The following is a 15,491-nucleotide window of genomic DNA, read 5'->3' on the forward strand; positions in this document are numbered from 1 at the left end:
CCGTCCGGCCCGCCGTTGGTGCCCTCGGGCCGGGTGGGCCTCACGCGTCCTCCTCGGGGACGGGGCGCCGGGCGAGGTCGCTCATCCGCACCAGCAGCGCCACGATGATCCAGTTGGTGACCACGGACGAGCCGCCCTGGGCGATGAACGGCAGCGTCATGCCGGTCAGCGGGATCAGGTCGAGGACGCCGCCCGCGACCACGAACACCTGGATCGCCACCAGCGCGGCCAGGCCGATGGCGAGCAGCCGCCCGAACGGGTCGCGCAGCGCGATGCCGGCCTTGAAGCCGCGGGCCACCAGCAGGGCGTACAGCAGGAGGACCGCGAACAGGCCGGTCAGGCCGAGTTCCTCGCCGACGGTGGCCAGGATGAAGTCGGACTTGGTGGCGAAGCCGATCAGCGCGGAGTGGCCCAGGCCCAGGCCGGTGCCGAGCTGGCCGCCCCAGGCGAAGGCGAACAGCGACTGGGCGATCTGGTTGGCGCCCTGCCCGGCCTCGATCGAGGCCAGCGGGTGCAGCCACTCGGTGACCCGGCTGTGCACGTGCGGGGAGAGCCAGCCGACGCCGACCGCGGCCAGCGCGGACAGCAGCAGGCCGATCACGATCCAGCCGGTGCGGGCGGTGGCCACGTACAGCATCACCACGAACAGGCCGAAGAACAGCAGCGAGGTGCCGAGGTCGGTCTCCAGCACCAGCACGCCGACGAACGCGGCCCAGATCAGCAGCACCGGGCCGAGCACCCGGCCCAGCGGCAGCCGGAACCAGAGCACCTTGCGGCCGGTGAGGGCCAGCGCGTCCCGGTGGGCGGCCAGGTAGGCGGCGAAGAAGACCGCCAGCAGGACCTTGGCGAACTCGCCGGGCTGGAAGGAGAGCGGGCCCAGCGTGATCCAGATCCGCGAGCCGTACACCGGTGGGAAGAACACCGGCAGCACCAGCAGGACGAGGGCGACGAACGCGCCGACGTAGGCGTAGCGCTGGAGCCGGCGGTGGTCGCGCAGCAGGAGCAGCACCGCGGTGAACAGGCCCACCCCGAGGGTGGACCAGAGCAGTTGGGTGGGGGCGGCGGCGCTGCCGGGGTTGCGGTCGAGCCGGTAGATGACGACCAGTCCGATGCCGTTGAGCAGCACCGCGATCGGCAGCAGCAGCGGGTCGGCCCACCGGGCGCGCCAGCGCACCGCGCCGTGCGCCAGCAGGGCGAGCACGCCGAGCGCGGCGCCGTACTGGGCGGCGTCCGGCGGGGCCTTGCCGTCGAGGTTGACGCCGACCTCGACGTAGCCGAACACCGCGAGGCCCACCGCGGCCAGCACCAGCACCAGTTCGGTCCAGCGCCCCGTCCCGGCCCGCCGCGCGCGGGGCACCCGGGCCGCCCGGGCCGCGGAGTCAGTCGCCACCACCAGCCGTCCTCGCCAGCTCGAAGGGGCACGGACGGCGGGGTGCCGGGCGTCGCGCGCCCGGCACCCCGCCGGAGGGAGTCCGTGGATGCGTCAGAGCGTCGAGGCCGGGTACGCCGCCTTGGCGATCTCCCGGAGGTGCTCCTCCTCGTCGTGGCTGAGCGAGGTCTGGATCAGCTCGCCACCGAACTGGGCGACCGCCGGGATCACCTTGTCCTGCGTCGCCGAGCGGACCAGGGCGAACACCGCGGCCTTGCCGGGCTCCAGCTTCTCGCCGACCTGGCGCATGAAGTTGTCGTCCACGCCGGTGTCGGTGGAGGCGCCGACCGCCGCGCCGGTCGCGCCGCCGATCGCGGCGCCCAGGAACGGCATGAAGAACAGCAGGCCGATCACGCCGCCCCACAGGGCGCCGGAGGCCGCGCCCATGCCGGTGTTGGACATGGCCTGGTGCAGCTTGATCTTCCCGTCCTCGCGGCGCTCGACCACCACGACGTCCTCGAGGTCGATCAGCTTCTGCTTCTGCAGGCCGACCAGCTCGTCACGGACCTTCTGCGCGGTGGGGACATCCGGGTAGGCGATCGCGAACAGGTTGCTCACGGCGGGCTTCCTTCCGACAGGCGTTGGGCACGTCCCCCAGCACCCTAGCCACCGGCTGCCGCGTTCGACCCGATCCGACCCGGTGTGTCCGTTTCCGGCCGCCCGGCGCGGGGCCGCTCAGTCGCCGCGCCGCACCGCGGCGGCCACCGCCGCCCAGCAGCACCCGGCCGCCAGCGCCGCCGCGGCCGGCAGCGTCCACCACGGCAGGCCCGGCCCCTGCTGCCGGGCGCCCAGCACCAGCGCCCGCACCACCGCGTTCGCCGGGGACCCGGGCACCAGCAGCACCGCCACCACCCCGCCCAGCCCCAGCGGCACCGCGTACGCCCCCGCCACCACCGGCCGGTTGCACACCGCGCCCACCGCCGCGCCCGACAGCGCGCACACCAGCGTCGCCAGCCCGCCCCCGGCCACCGCCGGGCCCGACACCCCGCTGCCCAGCACCAGCACCGCCAGCAGCCCGAGCGCCCCCAGCGCCAGGCCCGCGAGGGCCGCCGCGAGCAGCGCCGACAGGTGCACCCGGGCCCAGCCCGCCGCCGCCACCAGGCAGGCCCGCGACTGGGCCGGTTCGGCGCCCACCGCGCCGCGCACCAGCCAGCCGGTCACCGGCACCAGCAGCCCGGCCGAGAAGGCGGCCGCCGAGGAGGCGTCGTCCCCGCCCGACAGGCCGAGGCCCAGCACCACCAGGTACGCCAGGCCCGGGGCCAGCCAGCGCTGCGAGCGCACCAGCAGTTCCAGGTGGTAGCGGGTCAGCACGCGCAGCGTCACGGCCGGACTCCTTCGGGGTGCTCGGGCCCGGCCACGCTGTGGACGTGCACCGGCGGCGTCGAGTTGAGCAGTCGGCGCAGCAGCGTGTCGGAGTGGGCGGCGGCCACGTCGAGGCGGACGGTGCCGTCCGCGAGCGGCTTGCGCCCGGGGTTCCCGGGGAGGTGTTCGGGGAGGCGCTCGGCGCGGACCACCACCACCGCGCGGGGGCCGTCCTCGTCGGCCCGGACGGGCGGGATCGTGTGCAGGGCGCCGTTGCTGACGAGATGCCCGGCGGTGGTGAGGCCGGCCAGCCGGGCCGGGTCGTGGTCGACGAACACCACCAGCCCGCCGGCGGCGGCCCGTTCGGTGGCGGCGGCGTCGAGTTCGCCGCGGGCGGCCCGGTCGAGGCCGGTCCACGCCTCGTCCAGCAGCAGCAGGCCCGCCTCGGCGAGCAGGGCCTGGGCGACCGCGACCTTCTGGCAGGTGCCCTTGGAGAGTCGGCCGATCGGGGTGCCCGCGTACCCGGTGATGCCGAAGCGCTCCAGCCAGTGGTCGGCGCGCCGCCGCCCCCGGTCGGCGCTCAGGCCGCGGACCCGGGCGAGGTGGCACAGGTAGTCGCGGGCGTCGAACGGCAGCGCGGGCGGGAAGCGTTCGGGCACGTAGGCCCGGCTGCCGGGGGCGTGCACCGTGCCCCGCTCGGCCCGCTCGATGCCCGCCAGGACCTTCAACAGGGTCGACTTCCCACTGCCGTTGGCCCCCTCGACCCGGACGATCCCGCCCGGCTCCAGCACCAGGTCGACACCCTGCAGGATCCACGGCCCGCCGCGCCCGTAGCGCTTCCCCACCCCGGCCAGACGCACCGTCATGCGCTCTCCTCGCCTGCTCCGTCCGTCCGTTCAGGGTAGGCGGCCGCCCACCACCCGCGTTGGGTGATTCGAACTGACGGTCCCTAGGATGCGGCGGGTGATCACCACCACCACACCACGACGGACGGCCCGCGCGGCCGCCCTGCTCGGGGCCCTGACGATAGTCGTGGGCACCTCGCTGGGCAGCTTCCCCGCGTACGCCGACGAGCCCGGGGCACCGCCCGCCGCGACCGAGGCGCCCAAGGTCGACCTGGTCCTGGACGGATCCGGGTCGATGCGCACCATGGACATCCAGGGCAAGAGCCGGATGGAGGTCGCCCAGCAGTCGATCAAGGAGGTCATCGACGCGCTGCCGGACGAGACCGAGTTCGGCATCCGCACCCTGGGCGCGACCTACCCGGGCAACGACCAGAAGGAGGGCTGCAAGGACACCCAGCAGCTCTACCCGGTCGGGAGGACGAACAAGGTGGAGGCCAAGACGGCCGTCGCCACCGTCCGCCCCACCGGCTGGACCCCGATCGGCATCGCGCTGCGCGCCGCCGCCCAGGACCTGGGCACCGGGCCGACCACCCGCCGGATCGTGCTGATCACCGACGGCGAGGACACCTGCGCCCCGCCCGACCCGTGCGACGTGGCGCGCGAACTGGCCAGCCAGGGCATCCACCTGGTGGTCGACACGCTGGGCCTGGCGCACGACGACAAGACCCGCCAGCAGCTGATCTGCATCGCCAACGCCACCGGCGGCACCTTCACCGACGTCCGCACCCAGGAGCAGCTGACCAAGCGCGTCAAGCAGCTGGTCAACCGCGCCCAGGACACCCACACCATCGCGCCCGCCAAGGTGGCCGGCTCCGAGAAGTGCGCGGACGCCCCGATCCTGACGCCCGGCGTGTACACCGACCGGGAGAAGTTCTCCGAGCACCGGGTGTACCGGGTGCCGGTGAAGGCGGGCGAGGAGCTGCGCGCCTCGGTCAGCGTCACCCCGGACCGGGCGGTCGCCCGGGACTACGGGGTGCTGCTGCAGGCCACCGACAGCGGCGGCCAGGAGCTGGTGCGCGGCAGCGACGCCGGTTCGGGCCGCACCGACGTCGCCTCGACCGGCGTGCGCTGGTCCGCCGCCGAGGACGACTCGTCCTCCGCCTCGGCCTCCCCGTCGAAGGGCGCCGGCTCCGCCGCGGACGTCCGGACGGTCTGCCTGGTGGTCAGCAACTCGTTCGCCGCGCAGGCGGGCGTGCAGGCCGACCCGGGCCTGCCGCTGGAGCTGACGGTGGACGTCGCCGCGGCCTCCCCGGCCCCGGACGGCCCCGCGATGGGCCTGGGCCGCGGCTGGATCCTGCTCGGCGTCCTGACCCTGGCCGGCCTGCTCGCCGGTCTGATCTTCGGCTGGCTGGCACGCTGGCGGATCGCCGTCTGGCGGGAGAACTGACCATGCGCAAGCTCCTCACCGCCGCGGCCTCGGCCGCCGCGTTCACCGGCCTGCTGCTGCTGGCCCCGGCGACGGCCTCGGCCGCGTCCCCGTCCGCCTCGGCCTCGCCGTCCGCCTCGGCGTCCGGCACCGCCAAGCCGGTGCTCAACTCGGTCGGCACCAGCTTCCTGACCGCGACCACGCTGGCCGCCGGCCAGGACGCGGACGTCCCGGTCTCCACCGGCGACTACCTGTACTGGGCGTTCCCGGCCGCCGAGGGCCAGACCCCGACCGTCCAGGTCAAGGTCACCCTGCCGGACGCCGCGGACCGGCACGGCCCGCAGACCTGGTCGCTGGAGCTGTTCGACGGCCTGCGCCGCCGGCAGTCCTGCACCGCGGGCCCGCAGGAGGGCGCCGGCGAGCAGAGCGCCGCCACCCTGCAGCTGAGCTGCACGCTGCGGCAGATCCGCTCCTGGGCCGAGCCGTGGTCCGGCGACCCGCTGCCCGGCACGTACTACGTCCGGCTGTCCACCACGGACATCCCGCAGACCGACCTCGGCCTGGCCGCCACCGTCCACGTGCACGTCGCCGCCAAGGGCGGCGCGGACGACGCCCAGCCCGAGGGCGGCTCGCTGAAGGCCCCGCTGGTGCCGCCGGTGAACGCCGGCGCGACGGCCGCCGCCGCGGCGGCCACCCCGGCGCCGAGCGCGAGCGCGACGTACGCGGCCGCGCCCGCCGCGGAAGAGTCCCACTGGTACTCGGACCTCTTCTCCGGCTGGAACACCCGCTGGTGGTGGACCGTTGCGGGCGGGGTGCTGGCCGCCCTCGCCGGCGTCCTCGGCTACACCCTCACCCGGCACCCGCGCGGCCACCACCACCCGCACCGCCCGGCCCCGGTCCCGCACCAGGCGCCGCCGGTGCAGCCGCAGCAGAACGGCAACTGGCAGTAGCGGCACGGGCCGGGTGCACGAGCAGGGGCGCGGGGAACCGCGCCCCTGCTTCCGTGCCCCGCGCTCCGCGCTCCGCGCGCCGTGCCCCGCGCGCCTCAGCGGCCGATCGCCTGCAGGATCCGCATCGCCGAGGTGCCCAGCTCCGCCGGGACAGCCGTCTTCGGGGCGAAGTGCCGGCGCAGCACCTCGTCGGTGTAGCGGTCGCACCGCTGGTGCCAGTTGAGGACGGCGGCCATCCAGTCCTCCAGCTCCCGGACGTACCCGTCGAGGGCCTGCTCGGCCTCGCCTTCGAGGGCGAAGTCCTGCTTGAGCAGCGGGAGTTCGTTCTTGACCACGTGCGCGAACTGGTCGAGCCGGGAGGCCGTCAGGTCGGCCACGATGTCGACGGCGACGGAGGGCTCGCAGGAGAAGAAGTTCTCCACCACCCGGACCAGGTTGTGGAACTCGCCCTCGTACTCGACCTCCTTGCGGTACGAGTGCAGGTCGTTGACCAGGCAGCCGTAGTCCGCGGCGGAGTTCTCGATCGCCCGCAGGGTGCCGCTCGCGCAGACCTCCTCGGGGATCACCCCGCCGCGGCCGAGCCGGGCCAGGCCCATCGTCAGGTCGGAGCCGAAGGTGGCGCGGCGCATCTCGATGTAGTCGACCGGGTCGGGGATGCGGTTCTGGGCGGTGTTGGCGAGCTCCCAGAGCCAGCTGTCGAGCATGTCCCCCACCGCCTTGCGGAACTCGGCCCGGGCGCCCTGCTCGAACGGCGCGGCGGTGCGCTGCCAGAGGTCGGCGAGGCCGGACTCCAGGGCGTTGCGCGGCGCGAACGGGAGGCTGCCGTCGAGCGTCATCAGCGCGTGCAGCCGCTCGTTGGCGGCCTTCGCGCCGAGCAGGTCGCGGGGGCGGCCGAAGACAGCGGGGTAGTAGTCGTCGGCGTAGGTGCCCCAGGTCAGCCAGGCGGAGGAGAGGTCGAGCTCGGCGGGGGTGGCGTCGGGGTCGATGCCCGCGGCGCACAGCGCGAAGTCGTAGTCGCGGAGCTTGCGTTCGTCCCAGACGTCGGAGCCGGGGACGCCGGGCTCCGGGTCGAGCAGGCCGAACTCGCGGGCCCAGCGGACCGCGTACTCGCGGGAGCCGTCCAGGTGCGGGTTGAGCGTGAGGGGGTAGGGCATCGGGAAGTCGGGCAGCGGCACCGGGCCGGTCCGGCGGTGCGGGGTGTGGGTGAAGCTGCGCAGGCCGCGGACGCCCGCCGCGAGCCGGAGGTTGGCGGCGGAGGTGCCCAGGCCCCGGGGGCCGCGGGCGGGCGCGGCCGCGCCGCCGCCGTTCATGTAGCGGCTGGAGCGCAGGTGCCACTCGTGGCCGCCGGACTGCCAGTCCTGCATCCCCTTGACGTAGGCCACCACCCGGGCGACCTCGGCCGGGCTCAGCGCGTGCTCGGCGCACAGCGGGCCCAGTTCGGTGAGCGCGGTGTTCTCGAACTGCTGGAGCCGGGAGGTGAGCAGGTCGTTGACGGCGTCCGCGGCCTGCTGGGTGGAGCAGCCGAGGAAGGTCTCCAGCACCAGGACGCCGTTGGACAGTTCGCCCTCCTCGCCGATCTCGCGCTCGTACGAGAACAGGTCGTTGCGCAGGTGCACGCCGTCCGAGAAGGCGTCCCGCAGGACCCGCAGCGGCCGGGAGTGCGCCACCGGCTCGGGCACCTCGGCGTCCGCCGCGTACTCGATCAGCCCGGCGGACCAGGGCGCGCCGCCGACCTTGCGGCGCATCTCGATGTACTCGACCGGGTTGGAGACCCGGCCCTCGTTGATGTTCGACAGCTCCCAGAGCGACTCGTTCAGCAGGTTCCTGGTCGACTCGGCGAACCGGGCCCGCCAGTGCGGCGACATGTGCGGGACGGTGCGCTGCCACAGGTCGGCCAGGCCGGCCTCGACCGGGTTGGTGGCCTCCGGGTAGCCGTCCGCGAGGTCCATCGGCATGAACGCGGGCAGCCGGTCCAGGTACGCCTTGCCGCCCTCGCGGTCGAGGGTCCGCTTGAAGATCTCCAGGAAGTGGTCGTCGAAGAAGAACACCCAGGTGTACCAGTCCGTGACGAGGTTCAACGCCTCGCTGCCGCAGTCGGGGTGGGTGTAGGAGCAGAGCAACGCGTAGTCGTGCGAGTCGAGGTCGTGCTCCTCCCAGACGCCCGACCCCTCCAGCATGCCGAAGCCCCGCGCCCACTCCTTGGTGTGGACCCGCGCCCCCTCGTAGTGCGGGTTGATCCGGGCCGGGTACGGCACGTAGAAGTCCGGCAGTTCGAACGGCTGAGCCACTGGGTCCCGCCCCTAGGTGTGCGTCTGGATTGGTGTGTCGTCGACGAAGATCGGCACGCTGCCTAACGAGCCCACGGGCCCGCGGTCACCGGTACCCCGCTGGGCCGCCCGGATTCCCGAATCCACTCGTACGAGTGAAGTACCGGCGCGCCCGCCTGACACCGGCCGGTGTCCGACCCCTGCGGGAGACTGACCGGATGACCCTGTTCACCGAAGAGACCTGGCGCCTGCTGCGCGGCACCGAGCCGGTCGGCGAGATCCGGATCGACGAGGCGGACTTTCCCTAGCTGCGGGGCGAGTTCGCCCCGGGCCCGGGCTGGGCGGAGGCCGCGCCGCGGTTCGCCGAGACGCTCCGCCTGGTCCGGGAGGAGGAGTGGGGGGAGTTCGACCGCGCCTACGCCGCCGTCGAACGGGACTACGCCCTGCACTCCCCCGACGGCCCGGTCGCCGAGTTCCTGCTGCACATCGACCCGCCCCGGGCTTGGTTCCGGTTCAGCGAGGAGCCCTTCGAGGACGACTGAGCGGCCGTCAGGACTCCCGGGGGTGCAGGTAGCTGCACCCCCGTCGGGCAGGTGGGTGCAGTGGATCGGGGCGGCGCGCGCGGGATCGTCGGGGGGAGGGGATTCCGAGCGAGGGGTGGAGTGCGGTGCGCGGGAAGTGGGTCGGGCCGGGCGGGCTGTTCCTGGTGGTGGCGTTCGTGGCGGCGGGGGCGCTGGGGGCGGTGCAGCCCTCGACGGGGCTGCCCGAGGAGGTGCTGCAACTGACGCAGTTCGGGCCCGCGTTGGGGGTGGTGGTGGTCGCCGCGTGGCGGCCGGGGCAGGTGCGGCGGCTGCTGGCCGGGCACGGCGGGCGCGGGGCGGGCCCGGCCGGGCTCGCGGTGCTGCTGTCCGCGGTGGCGGTCACGGCGGTCGCGGTGGCCGGGGCGGCGCTGTGCGGCGTGCCGGTGGCGGTGCGCGACCCGGGGTCGCTGGCCGCGCCGTTCGGGGTGGTCGCGGCGGCCCAACTGCTGGGCGCCTGCGGGGAGGAGGTCGGTTGGCGGTGCCTGCTGCAGCCGCTGCTGCGGGAGCGGTTCGGGCCGTGGGCCTCGTCGGTGGCGGTCGGCCTGGCCTGGGGGTGCTGGCACGTCGGGGTGTTCACCCGGTCCCCCGCGTACGCGGCGGGGTTCCTGGCGGCGACGGTGGCGATGTCGGTGCTGCTGGGCTTCGCCTGGGAGCGGGTGGGCCGGTGGCGGCTGCCGGTCGCGGGTGCCTTCCACGCGCTGGTGAACCTGGGCCTGCTGCTGTTCCTGGACCAGGAGTCGGGGGCGACCGGCCCGGTGCTGCTGTTCGGCGCGGCCTGCGTCCTGGTGGCGCTGCCCTGGGTGCTGACGGCCCGTCGGGCCGGGCCCGCGGAGCGCGCGGGGCACCCGGATAGCATCGCGCTGATATGACGATGCGACCGCAGTCCGTCCGGGTCCGGGCCGCCCTGCTCGCCCTCGGCCGCTGCCACCTGGCCTCGTGGCGCGCCCTGGTGACGTCCCTGCGCGGCCTGGCCGCGGGCGGCGCGCTGACCCTGCTGCCGGTCGGCCTCGGCCTGCCGCTGCTGCCGCCCGCCGCCCGGCTGCTGCGCCGCGGCGCCGACCGCGAGCGCGCGCTGCTCGCCCGCTGGACGGGCCGCGCGCCCGCCGCCCCCGAACCGCTGCCCGCGGGCGTGGTGGCGCTGCTCGGCGCGCCCGGCTTCCGCCGCGAACTGGCCTGGTCCTGGCTGGCCCCGTGGAGCAGCTGCCTGCTGGTGGCCGTCCCGCCCGCCCTGGTCGGCTACGGCCTGGCCGGTGCGCTGGTGCAGCCGTTCCTGTGGCAGCTGCTCGGCCCGGGCAACTGGTACGCCTTCGTCCCGGTCGACTCGGCCGTCGGCGCGCTCGCCGCGGCCCTGCTCGGCCTGGGCTTCGCCGCCGCCGGCCTGTGGCTCGCCCCGCCCGTGCTGGCCCGGTACGCGGCCTGGACGACCCGGCTGCTGGACGGCCCGGCGCAGGCCCGGCTGGAGCGGCGGATCGACCAGCTGACCGACAGCCGGGCCGAGGTCCTCGACGTCCAGGCGGCCGAACTGCGCCGGATCGAACGGGACCTGCACGACGGCGCGCAGGCCCGCCTGGTCGCGCTCGGGCTGACCCTGGACCGCGCCGAGCAGCTGCTCGACGCCGACCCGGCCACCGCCCGCCGCCTGCTCGGCGAGGTCCGGGCCACCTCCGAACGGGCCCTGCAGGAGCTGCGCGACCTGGTGCACGGCGTCCTGCCGCCGGTGCTCGCCGACCGCGGCCTGGCCGACGCCGTCCGCTCGCTCGCCCTGGACTCCTTCCTGGACGTCGAGGTCACCGCCGACCTGCCCGGCCGGCTGCCCGCCCCGGTCGAGGGCGCCGCCTACTTCGCCGTCGCCGAGCTGCTCGCCAACGCGGGCAAGCACTCCGGCGGCCGCCGGGTGGACGTCGAACTCCGCTGCGCCGACGGCCGGTTGCGGGCGGTCGTGCGCGACGACGGCCGCGGTGGCGCCGACCCCGACCGCGGCAGCGGGCTCACCGGCGTCCGCCGCCGGCTGGCCGCCCTCGACGGCACCCTCGCCCTGGACAGCCCGCCGGGCGGCCCGACCACCGCGACCCTGGAGATCCCGTGCGCGTCGTCCTCGCCGAAGACCTCTTCCTCCTCCGCGACGGCCTCGCCCGCACCCTGACCGACCACGGCTTCGAGGTCGCCGCCGCGGTCGACAACGGCCCCGGACTCCTGCGCGCCCTTCGGGAGTCGGCGCCGGACGTGGCCGTGGTCGACATCCGGCTGCCGCCCACTTACACCGACGAGGGCCTGCAGGCCGCACTGACCGTCCGCCGGGAGCGGCCGGGGCTGCCGGTGCTGGTGCTCTCCCAGTACGTGGAGCAGCTGTACGCCCAGGAGCTGCTCGCCGACGGGCGCGGCGCGGTCGGCTACCTGCTCAAGGACCGGGTCACCCGCACCGCCCAGTTCGTCGACGCGGTCCGCACCGTGGCCGCGGGCGGCACCGTGATGGACCCGCAGGTGATCGCCCGCCTGATGGCCCGCTCCACCGCCCGCGGCACCACCGCCGACCTCAGCGCGCGCGAACTCGACGTGCTGCGCCTGATGGCCGGGGGCCGCTCCAACGCCGCGATCATGGCCGAGCTGCACATCGGCGAGAGCGCGGTCGCCAAGCACACGGCCGCGATCTTCGCCAAGCTCCGGATCGACCACACCCCCGACTCCAACCGCCGCGTGCTGGCCGTCCTCGCCTACCTCCGCCGCTGACCGGGGCCCGCCGGCCGCCGCGGCCCGGTCCCGTAGAGTCGTGCGGTCCGCCAGCGCTCCGACCGGGGGGGAGAGAGACCCGTGCTCACCGACTCCCGGGCCGCCCGCCCCGCCCCCGCGGCCGCCGCGGGCCCCGCCACCGCCCGCGACCCGTTCTTCGACCGCGCGAGGCTGCTGGCGACGGTGCTGGTGGTGTGCGGGCACTTCTGGGAGCCGCTGGCGCGGATGCCCGGCCACCGGATGCTGCACGCCGCCTACCTGCTGGTGTACGCCTTCCACATGCCGGTGTTCGTGTTCCTCTCCGGCTGGTTCTCGCGCTCGTTCGCGGCCCGCCCGGAGCAGCTCGACCGGCTGCTGGGCGGCGTGCTGGCCCCGTACCTGCTGTGGACCACCCTGCTGGGCTGGTACTCGGCCCGGCTGGCCGGGGCCCCGTTCGCGCCGGACCTGATCACCCCGGTCTGGGTGACCTGGTTCCTGCTGTCGCTGTTCCTGTGGCGGCTGAGCGCCCCGCTCTGGCACCGGCTGCGGGCGCCGCTGGCCACCGCGGTCGCCGTCTCGCTGCTGGCGGGGGCGCTGCCGCTGACGCCGCAGCTGTCGATCGGGCGGACGCTGCAGCTGCTGCCGTTCTTCGTCGCGGGGCTGGTCCTGGACCGCCGCCGGGTGCTGGCGCTGCGCGGCCACCGGTGGCTGCGGGCGGCGGCGGCGCCGGTGTTCGGGGCGGCGGCGCTGCTCGCGTACTGGCTGGTGCCGCGGCTGGACGCGGCCTGGTTCTACCGGAGCGCGGGCGCGGCGGGGCTGCACGCGGGGCTGCCGCGCTGGCTGGTGCTGTCGGCGGCGGTCAACCTGGCGGGCGCGGTGCTGGGCGCCTGCTTCCTGGCCCTGGTGCCGGTCCGGGCCCGCTGGTACGACGGGCTGGGCGCGACCGGGACGGCGGCGTTCCTGCTGCACCCGTTCGCCCAGCTGGCGCTGGTCCGGGCGGGCGGCTACCGGACGGCGTTCCTCGGCTCGGCGGCCGGGCAGGCCGTGCTGACTGCCGCCGCCTGCGCGCTGGCCCTGCTGCTGTCCACCCGGCCGGTGGCCCGGCTGCTGCGGCCGCTGCTGGCGCCCCGGCTGCGGCTGCTGCTGCGGGCCCGGCAGCCGTCCCCCGCCCCGGCACCGGCGCCGACTATGATCCCGGGGAACTGCCGCCCGCCCGGGCCCGACGACGACGGACGAAGCGGCGGACGGAACACCGGGGGGTAGGGATGTCCGCTGTCCGCGCCTGGCACCGCAGGCCGCTGACCTGGGTGCTGGTGGTGTTGCTCGTCCTCGGCGGCGGCCTGCTCGGCGCGCGCCGCGCCTGGGGCGGCTGCTGGCCGCTGCACCCGCACGACGCCCGCGCCTACCGGCAGTACGACTGCGCCAACCTCGGCGGCCCGCGCAACCTGCCCACCCTGCTGCGCTACTACGGCGTCACCCTGCCCCCGGACGCCACCGGGGTCCGCTACTACAGCGACGACAACTCGGAGAGCGGCCCCGACGTCCTCTTCCTCCGCTTCGCCGTCCCCGCCGCGACCGCCGCCGCCTACCTCACCGCCCTGCACGCCACCGCGGCCCCCGCCGGCCCCGACACCGCCCTGCACGACACCGCCGTCCTGCGCCGCCGCGACCACGTCGACTGGGCTTTCCCCCCGGGCCTCTCCCACCAGGTCCACACCTTCGGCCCCGCCCCGGCCGGCACCGTCGTCAGTACCCAGGACGGCGGCACCACCGTCCTGCACCTGACCGCCTTCAAGCCCTGAGCCCGCGCCCCTGCGGGCCCCGGGTGTCATGACGGTCTGTCAGGATCGTCGGCATGCGGAAGCACACGGGGATGAACACCTGCCAGCGCCTGGCCGAGCGGCTGCACCAGTTCGGTCTCACCACCAGGGAGTCGGCGGACCGGGCGATCGACTGCGCCGCCGACTGGCCGGAGCTGCCGCCGAAGCGGCTGGCCCAGGGCCTGATCTCGGTGACGATCCTCTGCGAGGCGGTCGTCCAGGCGCACAGCGAGGACGTCGACTTCGCGGAGTACGGCTACCGCGCCATCTTCCGGGAGGCCCAGCGGCTGTCCGGCGGGGCGGTCACCGTCACCGAGGTGGACCTGGTCGGCGAGCCCGAGGAGGGGCGGGACCTGCACTTCAAGGTCAACGGGGTGGCGAAGTGCTGGGACATCCAGCAGGAGTCGGACGACTACCTCGACCTGGGCGCCATCGAGACGGGCATCCAGGACCTGGCCCCGGGCGGCGACGACCCCCGGGTCTTCCACCGCCTGGTGAGCCCGCAGCGCTACGACGACGACCACTACCTGCTGGCCACCACGGAGCAGGCCGCCGCCCTGCGCTCGGAGTTCGGCCTGCGCATCGAGGTCTGCGGCCCCGACGGACTGCTGCTGTCCGGCTCCCGGATCGAGGACTAGGCCCTCTCCTCCGGAACCTGCCGCACCCGCCCGCCCCGGCCGCCGCCGCTTTTCCCGCGGCACTGACGCACCGCCATGCCGCCGAACCGGCCCCGGACATACTCAAAGGCCCTCCCGGATTACCCGGGAGGGCCTTTGTCGGGTGGAGCTGAGGGGATTCGAACCCCTGACCCCCTCGATGCGAACGAGGTGCGCTACCGGACTGCGCCACAGCCCCAACAAGAAAGAACTCTATCACCTCCGCGGAGGTGCCCGTGACCATGGTCGGAGCGGTCCGGCGGCGGGGGCGCCGGGGAACGCGAACGCCCCGGCGCAGGTGGGGGGGTTGCGGCCGGGGCGGGGCGGGGCGGGGCGGTTACTCGTTGGCGGCGCGGGGGCGGGTCGACCAGTCCGCGGCGGCGGGGGGCTGGGCCGGCTCGGCGCCGTACTGGTCGAACAGCGGGGTGGCGGGGCGGCCGGAGTCCCAGGTGTTGGGGGCCGAGAGGTCGAGCCCGCGGGTGGTGCGGGGGGCCACGGGGGCGGTGACGTAGGTGGGGAGGGGGACGGGGACGGGCTCCCAGGAGTCCGGCCCGGCGGCGGCCCGGGAGCGGACGCCGTCGGCCCACTCCTCGTGCTCGGTGGCCTCGGCCAGCACGGTGGCCCGGGTGGTGCTCGGGTCCGTGGCGACGGTCGGCTCGGGGGCGGGCGCCGGGCGGGTCGCGGCCGGCTCGGCGGCCGGTCGGGCGGCCCGCTCGCGTTCGCGCTCGCGCAGCCGCTCGGCGGCCTGCGCGGCCCGGGTCCGGTCGAACTTGACCTCGTAGCGCTGCCGTTCCAGGCGGCGCAGGTGGCCGATGTAGAGGGTGAGCAGGACGCCGGGGACGGCGGGCACCCAGAGGAAGGCGAAGCCGGTCACGGCGGCGACCACGGCGCCCAGCGCGAAGGCCAGGAAGAGCATGGTGACCATCCGCCGCCGCCGGGCGAGCAGCCGGGCCCGCCGCTCGGCGGAGCGCCGGTCGCCGAGCTCCCGCTCGCGTTCACGCTCCCACTCCCGCTCGCGTTCACGCTCGCCCCGGCCCTCGGCGGCGGCCGCGGGCCCGGCCACCGGCTCGGCGGCGGCCTGAACGGCCGGTTCGGCGGCCGGCTCGGCGGCGGCGGCCCGGGTGGGCACGTCGGCGGGGTCGGGCGCCACGGCGGGCGCGGGGTCGGCGAGGGCCCCGTCCGGGTCCTCCCCGGCGGGGTGCTGCTGGTCGGCGGTCTGGTCGCCGAGGGCTCGGGCCGCGCGCCGCTCCATGGCCGATCGACCGGCCAGCAGGCGGATCGCGGTACTGAAGCGTTCCGTCGGACGCGACTCGTTGAGCTCGTCCTGCCTGCGGAGCCACATCGGCACCAGATAGGCAGCCCAGGCCCCTACGATGACCGCGTAGATAAGGCCGCTACTGCTCACGTTTCACACGGTACGGGCGCGGGCGAAGGCACTGCAGCAATTTGGCGCGGCGTGTCGTGTGATCAAGCTGATTCTCAGACTATTTTGCCGGTATTTGTGACGGG

At 75.4% G+C, this 15,491-nt stretch carries 14 protein-coding genes and 1 tRNA gene; 8 read left to right on the forward strand and 7 right to left on the reverse strand.

Annotated features, from left to right (window positions below; all coding sequences use genetic code 11):
- Positions 1–40: 40 nt before the first annotated feature.
- From EDD39_RS02945 to EDD39_RS02960, 4 genes are all read right to left on the reverse strand, one after another.
- A complete protein-coding gene (locus EDD39_RS02945; protein WP_123560082.1) occupies positions 41–1,390 on the reverse strand; it encodes an FtsW/RodA/SpoVE family cell cycle protein in 1,350 nt (449 codons plus the stop codon).
- A 93-nt stretch (positions 1,391–1,483) separates the two neighbouring features.
- On the reverse strand, positions 1,484–1,987 hold the full coding sequence (locus EDD39_RS02950) for a DUF1269 domain-containing protein (protein ID WP_123553236.1): 504 nt from the start codon (positions 1,985–1,987) through the stop codon (positions 1,484–1,486).
- A gap of 117 nt (positions 1,988–2,104) precedes the next feature.
- A complete protein-coding gene (locus EDD39_RS02955; RefSeq protein WP_123553237.1) occupies positions 2,105–2,752 on the reverse strand; it encodes an ABC transporter in 648 nt (215 codons plus the stop codon).
- Positions 2,749–3,597, reverse strand: coding sequence for an ABC transporter ATP-binding protein (locus EDD39_RS02960; RefSeq protein ID WP_123553238.1), 849 nt, complete (start codon positions 3,595–3,597; stop codon positions 2,749–2,751). Before EDD39_RS02960 ends, EDD39_RS02955 begins: the two co-directional genes overlap by 4 nt.
- Before the next feature lie 88 nt (positions 3,598–3,685).
- Between EDD39_RS02960 and EDD39_RS02965 the strand changes: the two genes are divergently transcribed.
- Together EDD39_RS02965 and EDD39_RS02970 are read left to right on the forward strand one after the other, a co-directional pair.
- Positions 3,686–5,023: a VWA domain-containing protein gene (locus tag EDD39_RS02965; protein WP_123553239.1), complete on the forward strand. Its 1,338-nt coding sequence runs from the start codon at positions 3,686–3,688 to the stop codon at positions 5,021–5,023.
- 2 nt (positions 5,024–5,025) lie between these two features.
- The gene (locus tag EDD39_RS02970) at positions 5,026–5,952 is read left to right on the forward strand and encodes a peptidase (protein ID WP_123553240.1); all 927 of its coding nucleotides are present in this window, start codon (positions 5,026–5,028) and stop codon (positions 5,950–5,952) included.
- A gap of 95 nt (positions 5,953–6,047) precedes the next feature.
- Here EDD39_RS02970 and EDD39_RS02975 read toward each other — a convergent pair whose 3' ends face one another.
- Positions 6,048–8,240, reverse strand: a complete 2,193-nt coding sequence (locus EDD39_RS02975; RefSeq protein ID WP_123553241.1) for a terpene synthase family protein — start codon at positions 8,238–8,240, stop codon at positions 6,048–6,050.
- 646 nt (positions 8,241–8,886) lie between these two features.
- Between EDD39_RS02975 and EDD39_RS02985 the strand changes: the two genes are divergently transcribed.
- From EDD39_RS02985 to EDD39_RS03010, 6 genes are all read left to right on the forward strand, one after another.
- Positions 8,887–9,669, forward strand: coding sequence for a CPBP family intramembrane glutamic endopeptidase (locus EDD39_RS02985; RefSeq protein ID WP_244256579.1), 783 nt, complete (start codon positions 8,887–8,889; stop codon positions 9,667–9,669).
- Positions 9,666–10,943: a sensor histidine kinase gene (locus EDD39_RS02990; protein WP_123553242.1), complete on the forward strand. Its 1,278-nt coding sequence runs from the start codon at positions 9,666–9,668 to the stop codon at positions 10,941–10,943. Before EDD39_RS02985 ends, EDD39_RS02990 begins: the two co-directional genes overlap by 4 nt.
- On the forward strand, positions 10,883–11,527 hold the full coding sequence (locus tag EDD39_RS02995; RefSeq protein ID WP_123553243.1) for a response regulator transcription factor: 645 nt from the start codon (positions 10,883–10,885) through the stop codon (positions 11,525–11,527). Before EDD39_RS02990 ends, EDD39_RS02995 begins: the two co-directional genes overlap by 61 nt.
- Positions 11,528–11,608: 81 nt before the next feature.
- Positions 11,609–12,769, forward strand: a complete 1,161-nt coding sequence (locus EDD39_RS03000; protein WP_123553244.1) for an acyltransferase family protein — start codon at positions 11,609–11,611, stop codon at positions 12,767–12,769.
- A gap of 2 nt (positions 12,770–12,771) precedes the next feature.
- Positions 12,772–13,308 carry a hypothetical protein gene (locus EDD39_RS03005; RefSeq protein ID WP_123553245.1) on the forward strand — a complete coding sequence of 179 codons (537 nt, stop codon included), beginning with the start codon at positions 12,772–12,774 and terminating at the stop codon, positions 13,306–13,308.
- A 53-nt stretch (positions 13,309–13,361) separates the two neighbouring features.
- Entirely contained in the window at positions 13,362–13,964 is a 603-nt protein-coding gene (locus tag EDD39_RS03010) for a hypothetical protein (protein WP_123553246.1), read from the forward strand.
- Positions 13,965–14,107: 143 nt separating this feature from the next.
- Here the strand turns inward: EDD39_RS03010 and EDD39_RS03015 are convergent.
- Together EDD39_RS03015 and sepX are read right to left on the reverse strand one after the other, a co-directional pair.
- Positions 14,108–14,181 (reverse strand) — tRNA-Ala (locus EDD39_RS03015).
- Positions 14,182–14,319: 138 nt separating this feature from the next.
- Positions 14,320–15,387 (reverse strand): divisome protein SepX/GlpR, encoded by a 1,068-nt coding sequence (gene sepX / locus EDD39_RS03020; protein WP_123553247.1) that lies wholly within the window; start codon positions 15,385–15,387, stop codon positions 14,320–14,322.
- Between the last annotated feature and the right edge of the window lie 104 nt (positions 15,388–15,491).

This window comes from Kitasatospora cineracea, assembly GCF_003751605.1.
In the GTDB taxonomy this organism is placed as follows: Bacteria; Actinomycetota; Actinomycetes; order Streptomycetales; family Streptomycetaceae; genus Kitasatospora; species Kitasatospora cineracea.

Excerpts from the sequence above, each read along its gene's own strand:
- EDD39_RS02965 (WP_123553239.1), top strand. The coding sequence starts at position 3,686 with ATGCGGCGGGTGATCACCACCACCACACCACGACGGACGGCCCGCGCG.
- EDD39_RS03010 (WP_123553246.1), top strand. The coding sequence starts at position 13,362 with ATGCGGAAGCACACGGGGATGAACACCTGCCAGCGCCTGGCCGAGCGG.
- EDD39_RS03005 (WP_123553245.1), top strand. The coding sequence starts at position 12,772 with ATGTCCGCTGTCCGCGCCTGGCACCGCAGGCCGCTGACCTGGGTGCTG.
- EDD39_RS02960 (WP_123553238.1), bottom strand. The coding sequence starts at position 3,597 with ATGACGGTGCGTCTGGCCGGGGTGGGGAAGCGCTACGGGCGCGGCGGG.
- EDD39_RS02970 (WP_123553240.1), top strand. The coding sequence starts at position 5,026 with ATGCGCAAGCTCCTCACCGCCGCGGCCTCGGCCGCCGCGTTCACCGGC.
- EDD39_RS02990 (WP_123553242.1), top strand. The coding sequence starts at position 9,666 with ATGACGATGCGACCGCAGTCCGTCCGGGTCCGGGCCGCCCTGCTCGCC.